This window comes from Bradyrhizobium sp. BR 10261 (assembly GCF_019455395.1).
GTDB classification, from domain to species: domain Bacteria; phylum Pseudomonadota; class Alphaproteobacteria; order Rhizobiales; family Xanthobacteraceae; genus Bradyrhizobium; species Bradyrhizobium manausense.
Map to the genome: position 1 here is coordinate 1 of NZ_JACOFQ010000059.1, position 11,634 is coordinate 11,634.

At 64.7% G+C, this 11,634-nt stretch carries 11 protein-coding genes; 9 read left to right on the top strand and 2 right to left on the bottom strand.

Features of this window, described 5'->3' with window-relative positions:
• Positions 1 to 168 precede the first annotated feature (168 nt).
• Positions 169 to 546 (top strand): hypothetical protein, encoded by a 378-nt coding sequence (locus tag HYH07_RS35955; protein ID WP_220006884.1) that lies wholly within the window; start codon positions 169 to 171, stop codon positions 544 to 546.
• Between the two features lie 176 nt (positions 547 to 722).
• Here HYH07_RS35955 and HYH07_RS35960 read toward each other — a convergent pair whose 3' ends face one another.
• A complete protein-coding gene (locus HYH07_RS35960; RefSeq protein WP_220006885.1) occupies positions 723 to 1,790 on the bottom strand; it encodes a polysaccharide deacetylase family protein in 1,068 nt (355 codons plus the stop codon).
• A 253-nt stretch (positions 1,791 to 2,043) separates the two neighbouring features.
• Between HYH07_RS35960 and HYH07_RS35965 the strand changes: the two genes are divergently transcribed.
• Together HYH07_RS35965 and HYH07_RS35970 are read left to right on the top strand one after the other, a co-directional pair.
• Positions 2,044 to 2,337 carry a hypothetical protein gene (locus HYH07_RS35965; protein ID WP_220006886.1) on the top strand — a complete coding sequence of 98 codons (294 nt, stop codon included), beginning with the start codon at positions 2,044 to 2,046 and terminating at the stop codon, positions 2,335 to 2,337.
• A gap of 163 nt (positions 2,338 to 2,500) precedes the next feature.
• On the top strand, positions 2,501 to 2,716 hold the full coding sequence (locus HYH07_RS35970; RefSeq protein ID WP_220006887.1) for a hypothetical protein: 216 nt from the start codon (positions 2,501 to 2,503) through the stop codon (positions 2,714 to 2,716).
• Positions 2,717 to 2,841: 125 nt separating this feature from the next.
• Here the strand turns inward: HYH07_RS35970 and HYH07_RS35975 are convergent, their stop codons facing one another.
• The gene (locus HYH07_RS35975; RefSeq protein WP_220006888.1) at positions 2,842 to 4,524 is read right to left on the bottom strand and encodes an MFS transporter; all 1,683 of its coding nucleotides are present in this window, start codon (positions 4,522 to 4,524) and stop codon (positions 2,842 to 2,844) included.
• A gap of 138 nt (positions 4,525 to 4,662) precedes the next feature.
• Between HYH07_RS35975 and HYH07_RS35980 the strand changes: the two genes are divergently transcribed.
• The 6 genes from HYH07_RS35980 (at position 4,663) to HYH07_RS36005 (ending at position 11,604) form a co-directional block, all read left to right on the top strand.
• Positions 4,663 to 6,033 (top strand): hydrolase, encoded by a 1,371-nt coding sequence (locus HYH07_RS35980; protein ID WP_220006889.1) that lies wholly within the window; start codon positions 4,663 to 4,665, stop codon positions 6,031 to 6,033.
• Between the two features lie 34 nt (positions 6,034 to 6,067).
• Positions 6,068 to 7,435, top strand: coding sequence for a cytochrome P450 (locus tag HYH07_RS35985; protein WP_220006890.1), 1,368 nt, complete (start codon positions 6,068 to 6,070; stop codon positions 7,433 to 7,435).
• A gap of 50 nt (positions 7,436 to 7,485) precedes the next feature.
• A complete protein-coding gene (locus HYH07_RS35990) occupies positions 7,486 to 8,895 on the top strand; it encodes an adenylate/guanylate cyclase domain-containing protein (protein ID WP_220006891.1) in 1,410 nt (469 codons plus the stop codon).
• A 242-nt stretch (positions 8,896 to 9,137) separates the two neighbouring features.
• Entirely contained in the window at positions 9,138 to 9,626 is a 489-nt protein-coding gene (locus HYH07_RS35995) for a TerB family tellurite resistance protein (protein WP_220006892.1), read from the top strand.
• Between the two features lie 230 nt (positions 9,627 to 9,856).
• Positions 9,857 to 10,636 carry an SDR family oxidoreductase gene (locus HYH07_RS36000; protein ID WP_057740600.1) on the top strand — a complete coding sequence of 260 codons (780 nt, stop codon included), beginning with the start codon at positions 9,857 to 9,859 and terminating at the stop codon, positions 10,634 to 10,636.
• 173 nt (positions 10,637 to 10,809) lie between these two features.
• Positions 10,810 to 11,604 carry a glutamine amidotransferase gene (locus HYH07_RS36005; RefSeq protein ID WP_220006893.1) on the top strand — a complete coding sequence of 265 codons (795 nt, stop codon included), beginning with the start codon at positions 10,810 to 10,812 and terminating at the stop codon, positions 11,602 to 11,604.
• The last annotated feature ends 30 nt before the right edge of the window (positions 11,605 to 11,634 follow it).

Sequence of the window (11,634 nt, forward strand, 5' to 3'; positions counted from 1 at the left end):
GAAAGTGTAACCCATGTGTCCGGTACATTTTGTCACCTATGTCTCGGGCCGCTCAGCAGGGCTGTGCCTGGCTCGGCAAGCCGCTGCCTGCGCTTGCGTGATTTCTCTCACATAAGCACGCGCCCCTCTTCCCTAGTGTCCCCTCACGCAAACACGGGGAGATTTCACATGCGCAAGATCATTCTGGTTGCCGCCATGGTTCTGGTCTCTGCATCGGCCGAGGCCGGCGGTTCACGCAGCCTCTCGCTGGCAGCGGCCAACGATCCGGCTCCGGCACCGCAAGCGGTTGCCGCGCCGAACGCCACCGCCACGCAGGTGAGCGAAGCCGCTCCAGCGGCTGTGACTCCGACCTATATCGATCGTCCGCCGGTGGTTACGACCACCGCGCCAGCCACGACCCCATCAGCGACCGCACCAGTGTCAGCGCCTGCTGCGGCCCAGCCTGCGCCGAAGACGAGGGCGAAGGCGGACAAGCCCAGGCATCACAGGACCTGGACCGAAGGCCGGATCATCAGCGAACTGCACCGCCACGGCATCTACTGGTGAGCGAGCGGCTCTTCTCCCATAACAAAATGGCCGGGCTGAGCCCGGCCATCGCATTCTTGTCGAACCTTGAGACGACTAAAGCGCGATGAGATCAGGCTGAATCGTCATCGCGCTTTAGGTTATTGTTTGAGCATGATCTTGTCGGAAAACCGCTTCGCACTTTTCCGGGTCATGCCTTAGCGCTGCGACACCGTCTGCACCACGCTCGAGACCGGGCGCGCATTCGTCGCGCTGCTGGACGCCGGCACCTTCAACTCCCTGAGGATGGCTTCGTCATACTCGGGCAGCGAGTCGAAATTGGTCTTCGCCTTGATCTGCACGACCTTGTAGCCGCCGGCCTTGAGGCGCGCGAGCAGCGTCGGCAGTGCTTCGCCGGTACGCTTCTGGAAGTCGTGCATCAGGATGATGCCCTTGCCGAGCTTGTCGAGCTTGGTCATCACGTTGCTGACGATCTTGTCCGGCGTGCTCTCCTTGCGGAAGTCGAAGGAGTCGAGGTCGGTCGAGAAGATTCCGAGGTTGCGGGTGCCGAGATAGCTCACAAGCGCCGGGCTTTGCGACAGCTGCGGGAAGCGGAAGAACGGCGACGGATTGGTGCCGAGCGCCCATTTCACGGCGCTGAAGCCCTTTTCGATCTCGTCCTTGGCCTGCTGCTCCGTCATCTTCTTGCCGGCGAGATTGACGTGCGACCACGTGTGCGCGCCGACTGTATGGCCCTGCGCCAGCACCTGGCGCAGAATCTCCGGATGATAGGTCGCATGCTTGCCGACGGAGAAGAACAGGCCCTTGGTGCACTCATCCGCGAGTGCCTTCAGCACCGCCGGGGTGTTGACCGGCCACGGACCGTCGTCGAAGGTCAGCACGACCTCCTTGTCGGTGAGGAAATCAAACTGCTTGTACTGCTCGAAGCCGAAGCCCGGACCGCCGGTCGTGTCGATCTCGACCACGCGCGAGACGCCAAGGGCATTCGGATTGCTGCAGTTCGCCTGCTGAACCGGTGCCACTGCGGGCGCGGGTGCGGGGCTGGCTGCCGCAGCGGCAGCGGCCGGCTTGCCCGCGATCGCCGCGGTGGTCTCGACGTCATCCTTGGCGGCGAGCTTGGCCTGCGCCGGCAGAGCATCGGCGGCACGGGCGGCTGTTGTCTTGGGGGCGCCCTGGTCGGCGCGGGCGGAATAAAAATACCAACCTCCGGCGATCACGATCGCCGCAACCACACTGGCCAGCATCAGGCCCAACGCATTACGCATCGCTACTCTTTCCAATTACGCAACCAAACCAGCGGAATTTCCCGCGTCGCGAGCCATTAATGCGAAGGAACAGTTAACGTGACACCAACGCGGCAGCGGTTCTGGAGGAATTTCAGGTGAGTGCGCCAAAGTGACCGAGGTCACAAAGACGGGGTCGCCCGTGACTGTCATCACAGTGGAAACTGTTTTGCTGGAGCATCGTAGTTCCCATCAACAACGGGCCCCGCTGCGGCGGCGCCAATGGGAGCTGCAAATGACCAAGTCGTTCACTGCCAAAATCCGCGACACCAGCCTCGCTTTGGGCTTTGCCGCCATCGTCTCGATCGTCTCGACGACCTCGAGCTTCGCCTTCACCGCCGAGGCGCAGCAGATGTGCACCGGCGACGCCTTTCGCCTGTGCTCGTCGGAGATCCCCAACATTCCGAAGATCACCGCGTGCATGATCAAGCATCGCTCGGATCTGAGCGCCGGCTGCCGCGCGGTGATGGACAAGGACCTCGCCAAGGGCGCGTCACGCAAGGTTGCTGACGCCCAGGACGGTCAGTAAGAGCCCGAGCCGTTCCGTCGCTTCGAGCTCCCCTCGCGATGCGCTCCGGCTCAACGCCGGAGCCATCCCGCCGCGCAGCCTGGCTGGCAACAAAGCCGTTGCGGGTGCGGCAGCACCGCTCTAGCTTCGCCCGCACATCTTTCCGGGTACGAGGCATTATGCGATGAGCCGACTTTTTTTCATTGTCCCTTTGACCCTGTGCGCCTCAGGCGCCCTCGCGCAGCAGCAGCCCGGCCATGATGCCTGCGCGCGCGACGTCACACGCCATTGCCGCGCCGTGATGAGCAACGGCGATAGCGCCGTGCTCGCCTGCCTGAAGGAGCACCGCGCGCGCCTCAGCAAGGCCTGCGACAAGGTGCTGACCGAACACGGGCAGTAAACAAACTCCTCGTCATTCCGGGGCGCGCCGCAAGGCGCGAACCCGGAATCCATTTCTCCCCGCTTATGCTGTTCGATGGATTCCGGGTTCGCGCTTCGCGCGCCCCGGAATGACGGGGTGAGCACCTAGGTGCTGCTCCCCGCCGCGACAACGGGCAACACCTCAGCGCTCGCGCGATCCGGCGTCTCCTCCTTCCAGCGTACCGAGCCGAACGGCCGCTCCAGCATGCGGCGGATCCGCACCGGATCGGGGCCGATGTGGAAATCGATCGCCTGCTGATGCAGCGCGCGTTCGGACTGGGTCGAACGGTTGCGCTGGCGTAGGTAATCGAACCAGGTGGGGCAGTGATAGCGCTCGGTCCACAATTCGGGATCGGCAATGTCGCGCGCGATCGACCAGCCATAGGCGCCGTTGCGCTGCCGGGAGAGCTGCACGTCCTGCATCACATTGTGGAAGGCGCGCGCATTCTCCTGGGCGACGCGATATTCGATCTCGACCACCAGCGGTCCGCTGCGCCCCGTCAGCGACAACCTGACTTCAGGATCGGCCAGCACCTCGGCATCCTCGTTGCGGGCGCCGACGCGCGGCATTGCAAGCCAGATCCCCAGCAGCGGTGAGATCAGCATCAGGCCGGCGGCCGTGAGCAGCGCGACCTCGACGCCGGCGTAGTCGGTGAGATGGCCCCAGCCCCAGGCGCCGATCGCAATGCCGCCGGAAATCGAGGCCTGAAACGCGGCGAGCGATCGACCGGCGACCCAGCGCGGCGCGGAGAGCTGCACGCCGATGTTGAACAGCGCCACCGCCGCCATCCAGACCGCGCCGGCCAGCACCAGCGCGGCCGCGGTCAGCACCGGCTCGGTGCTCAGGGCAATCGCGGCCATCGCAAACGCCATTGAGATGGTGCAGGCGCGGATCGCAGCTTCGCCGCTCATGCGCTTGCGCAGCTCGTGGATGTTCAGTGCGCCGACCACTGCGCCCATGCCGAACGCCCCCAGCATGATGCCGTAGGTCTGCGCACCGCCATGCAGCAAGTCGCGGGCGACCAGCGGCATCAACGCCATGATCGCGCCGCCGATCAGGCCCATCACCAGCGTGCGCAACAGCACGATCTTGATCGGCGGCGAGTTGGTGATGTAGCGGAAGCCCGAGACCATGGCGCGGTTGAGCTTCTCCCGCGGCAGGCGCGAGGGCTCGACCTCGCGCCGCCAGAGCAGCAGCACCACCAGCAACGGCAGATAGAGGATCGCGTTGCAGGCGAATGCCGCGACCGCGCCGGCGGCGGCAACGATGACGCCGCCGACCGCGGGGCCGAAGCTGCGAGCGATGTTGTAGCTGATGCCGTTCAGCGCCACCGCCGACGGCAGTGCGTCCGGCGGCACCTGCTCGCTGACCGAGGACTGCCAGGCCGGACCGAACAGCGCATTGCCGCTGCCGACCACGAAGCAGAAGGCGAGCAGCGATTCCGGGGCGATGAGCTTGAGCCCGGCCAGGATCGTGAGGGCCGACGCGCCGGTCAGGGCGATCATGAGGGCCACCAGCGTCACGATGCGGCGGTCGTACATGTCGGCGATGGCGCCGGCCGGCATCGAGATCAGCATGATCGGCAGCATCAGGGCGGTCTGCACCAGCGCCACCTTGTCGGCGGAGGCCGCCATCTGCGTCATTGCCCAGGCCGCACCCACGCCCTGGATCAGGAGGCCGAGATTGGAGAGCAGGCTGGCGAGCCAGATGCGCCGGAACACGGTGTACCGCAGCGGCGCGGTGATGCCGTCGGCGGAACGTCTCTGACGGTTCGTCTGCTCGGTCATATACCCTTCCAAGTCGTATGGCAGAAATGGCTTGAATAATTCCGGCAGGCCCAGTGATGCCCGCGAAAGTCGTTCGCTGTCCAGTGGTTAGGCCGCTATAAGCAGTGCAAAGACTTAGGTTTTATCGGGGAGGATTGAATGAAGCTGTCACGACGGACAATCCTGCAAGGCGCAGCCAGCCTGCCTTTCGCGGTTGCGAGCTTTCAGATGGAGGCGCTGGCGCAAACATCGTTGACGGCCGGCAGTTCCGAGGTGCCGCCGATCCTGTTTGTCCATGGCAATGGCGATTACGACGCCCTCTGGATCACGACGCTGTGGCGGATGGAATCCAACGGCATCGCGCGCGACCGTATGATGGCCATCAATTTCACCAATCCCAGGGCGCGTGACGACGATGCGGTCGAGCAGCCCAACCGGTCCTCGACCGAGGAGCAGCGCCGCGAGCTTGCCGCGGCCATCGCTGAACTGAAACGCCGTACCGGCGCGGCGCGCGTGGCGCTGGTCGGCAATTCGCGCGGCGGCAACTCGATCCGCAACGTCATCAAGAATGGCGGCGCCGGCGATGTCAGCCACGCGGTGCTGTGCGGCACGCCCAATCATGGCGTGTTTGCGCTCGACGCTTTGCTCGGCAGCGAGTTCAACGGACGCGGGGCCTTCCTGCGCGGTCTGAATGAAGGCGAGAGCGAGGTGACGCCGGGCGTCGCCTTCCTTACCCTGCGCAGCGACGGCATGGACAAATATGCGCAGCCCGACGGCCGCTTCATGGGCAAGCCGGGCGTGCCGACCAATGTCACCGCCGAGGGGCCGGAGCTGAAGGGCGCGACCAATCTCGTGCTCGGCACGATCGATCATCGCGAGACGGCGTATCATCCGCGGGCGTTCCGCGAGATCTACAAATTCATCGCTGGTCGCGAGCCCGCGCGCATCGCGATCACGCCGGAGCGGACGGTCCATATCGGTGGACTGGTCACGGGCGCCGCGGATGGCGCGCCGACCAATCGCCCCGTGGCCGGCGCAACTGTCGAGATCTACCATGTCGACCGCGAGAGCGGGGAGCGCAAAGGCGAATTGGTTTACCGCTTGACCACGGGCGCCGATGGACGCTGGGGGCCGGCCGAGGTCGATCCCGCCTCGCCGCTCGAGATCGTCCTGACCTCGCCGGACGCCCCGATCACGCACTTCTACCGCTCGCCCTTCCCGCGTTCCTCCAATGTCGTGCATCTGCGCGCCGCGCGGCCCTTCCTTCCGGAAGAAAAGGATGCCGGCGCGGTCGTGATCATGTCGCGCCCGCGCGGTTATTTCGGGCTGCCGCGCGATACCGTTCTGCTCGATGGCCGCGAGCCCGCGGACGTCACGCCGGGCGTGCCTACGGATGCGACAGCAACCCTGCGCCTTCCGGCCAGCGAGGTCGGACGTAACATCGTGGCCCAGTTCAACGAAGAACGAATTGTGGCGCGCGCCTGGCCGGCCTCCGAGAACAGGATTGCGGTTGCCGAGCTGACTTACTAGCTATTTGCTTGCGTCAGGTCTGCGGGAGAGAGCCATGAACATCGCCAGCATGCGCCGGCCTATCATCCCGCCGACCCCGCCGCGTGCGCCCGACAACATGTCGTTCTTCGGCCGTATCGCGGTGATCAAGCGTAACATGATCGCGACCTGGGGGCAGCGCGCCTATGAGGAAGAGGTCATTCAGGGCCGCTTCTTGCTGCACAAGAGCTTCATCCTGAACCAGCCGGATGCGATCCGGCACGTCCTGCTCAGCAACTACCAGAATTACACGCGGACGCCGGCGGGCATCCGCATGCTGCGTCCGGTGCTCGGCGAGGGTCTCCTGCTCGCCGAGGGCCACGCCTGGACATTTCAACGGCGCACCCTGTCGCCGGCGTTCACGCCGCGCGCTACCGCCAATCTCGTCCCGCACATGACAGCGGTGCTCGACGAGACCATCGCGAAGCTGGAGACCCGAACCAACGAGCCGGTCGATCTGCGCGAGATCATGCAGCGCATGACGCTCGAGATTGCCGGACGCACGATGTTCTCGTTCGGGATGGACCAGCATGGTCCGACCCTGCGCAACTTCGTCATGGAATATGGCGCGCGGCTCGGGCGGGCCCATTTCCTCGACATGGCGCTGCCGGTGTCGTGGCCGACGCCGATGGACCGGGCCCGCGCCCGCTTTCGCAAGCGCTGGACCCAATTCGTCGCGATGCTGATCGCCGAACGGCGTGCGGTGGGAAAGAAGGACGGCGCGCCGCCGCGCGATCTGTTCGATCTCATGGACGAGGCGCGCGACCCCGAGACGGGCAAGGGCTTTTCCGACGAGCAGCTCGTTGACGAGGTCGCGACCATGATCCTGGCGGGCCATGAGACCACCGCGACCGCATTGTTCTGGGCGCTCTATCTGCTGGCGCTCGACCCCGACACGCAGGAAGAGGTCGCTTCCGAGACGCGCGGCGAGCATCTCGACAGCATGGCCGATATCGACCGGCAAAAATTCACCCGGGCCGTGGTCGACGAGACCATGCGGCTCTATCCACCGGCCTTCCTTGTTGCGCGCGCCGCGCGCGACAAGGACATCGTGGCCGGAGCCGAGGTCAGCAAGGGCGACATCATCATGATCGCCCCCTGGCTGCTGCACCGGCACGAGAAGCTATGGGATCAGCCGAACGCTTTCATCCCGAAACGCTTCATGTCGAAGGAGCCGCCCGATCGCTTCGCCTATCTGCCGTTCGGTGCCGGCCCGCGCGTCTGCATCGGTGCACCGTTCGCGCAAGCCGAATCCGTGCTGGCGCTGGCACGACTGATCGGCGCGTTCCGCGTCGAGCTGATGGACGCAGCGCCGGTCATTCCCTTTGGCGTCGTCACGACCCAGCCGGACCACTCACCTATGTTCCGCATCACGCGCCGGTGATAGGCCGTCATCTGGCCGCCGGCGTGATCCACCCCAGATAGAGTTGCACCATGACCGACATCCAGGCCCAGATTTCCGTTCTGAAGCAGACCGCGGATCCTGCCGTCGTCGAGGCCATCGCGCAGCTGATCGCCAATGGTCACGACCGCGACCTCAACCGCATCAATGCATTGGATTTTGCCGATCGGACCGGACTCGATCAGGAGAAGGTCATTTCCGGATTCCTGCATGCCTCGCGTCTCGGCCTGTTCGACATCGGCTGGAACGTGCTGTGTCCCGGTTGCGGAGGGGTTCTGGGCGCGCACACGACGTTGAAATCACTGAAGCACGATGATTACAATTGTGCGCTCTGCGCGGCCGGATACGAGGCGTCGGTCGACGAGATGGTCGAGGTGGCTTTCACCGTCAGTCCGCAGGTCCGCCGCATCGCCGCTCACGATCCCGATACGCTGCCGATCTGGGAATATGTGCGGCAGATGTTCTGGAGCTCGGGCGTCGATATCAACGAAGAATCCTTTTCGCGCCTGATCAACGAAGTGACGCTCGAAGCGTTGGAATTGCCTGCAGGCGAAAAGGCGATCCTCTCGCTGAACCTGCCGAGCCAGTTCATCATCGTGTTCGAGCCGGTCACCCATTCCGCGCATTTCCTGGACGTCCAGGGCGAGCCGACCAGCGAACGCCAGCAGCTTTCGATCATGTTCAACAAGCTGGAGGCGCCGACGGGGACTACCGTGATGCGTCCCGGGCCGTTGCGCCTCACGCTCGAGAATCAATCGGGCGGTCGCGTGCTGCCCTCGGTCTGGATTGCCGCCGACGCGATGCACGAGATGATCGGCAAGCGCAAGCCGATCCTGACCGCCAAGAGGATGCTGTCGAACCAGACCTTCCGCGACGTTTTCAAGGCCGACAATCTCAATGTCGATCAGCGATTGAAGATCACGTCGCTGACGTTCCTGTTCACCGACCTCAAGGGCTCGACGGCGCTGTACGAGCGCGTCGGCGACCTCAGCGCGTTTGATCTCGTGCGCGCGCATTTTCGGGCCGTGCTGGACATCATCGCCGCCGAGAAGGGCGCCGTCGTGAAGACGATCGGCGATGCCGTCATGGCGACCTTCGTCAGGCCCGAGCACGCGATCACGGCGGGGCTGCGCATGCGCGCGGCGATGGATGATCTGAACAAGCAGCGCGGCGCCAACGATCTCATTCTCAAGATCGGCATCCATGAAGGCCCGTGCCTTGCGGTGATGCTCAACGAGCGGCAGGACTATTTCGGCCAGACCGTCAACATCGCCGCGCGCGTGCAGAGCCTGTCGACCGCGCAGGAGATCCACATCACCGGTCCGGTGCTCGACGCCCCGGCGGTGGCCGAGATCCTGCAGCGGCGCGAGATCAAGCCGATCCAGAAGCAGGCGGCCCTGCGCGGCATCGCCGACAAGATGGTGGTGTACGAGATACCGTGAGGGACGGGGGCGATCGCCACGTTCTCCGTCGTCATGCCCGGGCTTGCCCCGGGGCATCCACGTCTTTCTTCGCGGAGATACGTGGATGGCCTGGACAAGCCCGGCCATGACGGAGAGAACAGATTGCCGAAACGTAATGCGGCGCGCGGAACTGACACACGTTGCGCCGGTTGAGTTTCCCGCTCATATAAGGCTTGTAGCGGCCGCGCTTGCTGCGGCGTCATCGATTTCGGTAGGACCTTATGCTCGACGGCTTGCGCCAATTCATCGCCGACATTGTTGCCCCCCATGGTCAGGACCGCGCCTTTGGCGACAGCGACTACCGCCTGGCGGCAACCGCGCTGCTGGTCCACGTGGTTTCCCTGGACGGCAAGCCGACGCAGGCCGAGCAGCGCAAGCTGCACAGTCTGATCGAAAACCATTTCAAGCTGGACCGCGGCACCGCCGATCGGCTGATCGCGGATGCGACAGAGGTCGAGGGCGAGGCGGTCGATCTCTATCACTTCACCAGCGTCATCATGCGCTCGCTCGATGAAGAGGGTCGCAAGCGCATCGTCCAGATGATGTGGGAGCTGGTCTATGCCGACGGCCAGGTCACCGAGTTCGAGGACAACGTCGTCTGGCGCGCCTCGGACCTGCTCGGGGTTTCCCAGCGCGACCGGATCGATCTCAAGCACGCCGTCGCCGAGCGCGTTGGCGGGCAGGTCAAGGATGGCGCTCTCGGAAGCTGAGCGACCGCAAGCCCGGCGTGATTGCTGGTTGTATCGATCACATGACGAAACTTTAATGTAGCCGCCGGAACGTCCCGGTTCCGTATGTCCCTGTAAATTCGGGCTTTTTCTCGCATTCCGGACGGTCGCTCAGATCGCCATGCCGCCAGCACCGCTTGCCTGTCGCGCGTGGCCTATGCTCCAGTTCCCGCTGTTTCGGGCCCAAAAGATTACATCAAGAGACTGCGATTGTGACTGAGCGGGTAACGTTGATCACCGGTGCGTCGGCGGGCATCGGCGCGGAGCTGGCGCGTGTGTTTGCCGCGAATGGACATCGTCTCGCGCTGACGGCGCGGCGCGCGGACCGGCTCGAAGCGCTCGCGAATGAGCTCGCTGCGACATGCGGCAAGAGGCCGATCGTGATCGCCTGCGATCTCCAGCAAGCCGACGCCGGCGAGCGGATCGCCGCTGCGCTCGCTGCCGAAGAGGTCGAGCTCGACAACCTCGTCAACAATGCCGGTTTCGGCGTGTTCGGCGATGCGATCGAGCGCGACCGCGACGAGCAGGTCGGCATCGTCGACGTCAACGTCCGGGCGCTGACCGATCTGTCGCTGCGCTTTGCCGATCAGCTCGTCAGGAACAAGGGCGGCCTTCTCAATGTCGGCTCGGTCGCGGGCTTCCTGCCCGGTCCCGGCATGGCCGTGTATTACGCCTCGAAGGCCTATGTGATTTCGCTGACCGAGGCGTTGCGGGCGGAGCTCGCGCCGCGCGGCGTGCGCGTCACCGTGCTGTGTCCGGGACCGGTGCAAACCGAATTCCAGGGGCGTGCCGGGGTCGGGTCCGGGCATGATACGGCGATTCTCAACGTTCCCGCCGCGGACGTAGCGCGGCAGGCCTATCGTGGCTTGATGGCAAACAAACGGGCAGTGCTGCCGGGTCTCGGCATCAAGATTGTGCCGTTCGCGCTGCGCTTCTTCCCGCGCGGCTTCATCCTGTCCGCCACCAGCCGGTTTCAACGGCAGCGGAGCTGAAGCAGCCCGAAGCACCCGTAGTGGCCCGGAGCTTGCTTCTACATCTAGCAGGATTGCATCAAGCAGGAGTGCATCAGGCAGGAGCATGGGCCGCGTGTGTGCGCAAACTCACACGATGTTAACCTTCGCTTAGCTATGCTGGCGGCTTGAACCGATAGCACTCGCAAAAGGCCATGTCGTTTCGGATGGACAGGTTTGGTGGCGCAGAAGTGGTGTCCTTCCGACGGAGGACGCCGAGCGCGGCCGCCGCCGATCCGCGCCTGCCGGTTCTGATCGTTCTCCATCAGGAATCCTCCACACCTGGCCGCGTCGGCAATGCGCTGCGCGCGCTCGGCCATCGCCTCGACATCCGCCGTCCGCGATTCGGCGATCCCCTCCCCGATACGCTCGATCAGCATGCCGGAGCGGTGGTGTTCGGCGGGCCGATGAGCGCGAATGATTCGGATGATTACATTCGCCGCGAGATCGACTGGATCGAGATTCCGCTCCGCGAACAGCGGCCGTTCCTCGGCATCTGCCTCGGCGCGCAGATGCTGGCGATGCAGCTTGGCGCGCGCGTCGCACCGCATGCAGAGGCGCTGACCCAGATCGGCTATTACCCGATCCGCCCGACCGCGGCAGGTCGCGCGCTCTGTCCGGACTGGCCGGCGCAGGTCTATCATTGGCATCGCGAAGGCTTCGAGCTGCCTGATGGCACCGAGCTGCTCGCAGAGGGCGATGACTTTCCCAACCAGGCATTCCGTGCCGGCAACGCCTTCGGCGTGCAGTTTCATCCTGACGTGACCTACGCCATGATGCATTGCTGGACCACGCGTGGCTATGACGGTCTCGGCGCGCCCGGCGCCCGCGAGCGGCATCATCATTTCGCGGACCGCGCGGTCTACGATGCCGCGGAACGCGCCTGGCTCGATCATTTCATCAATAGCTGGCTGGCGCGCCGGCCGGTGCTGGCGCAAGCCGCCGAGTGATCGCGCCTTCACGCAAGCCCTCGCCTCATT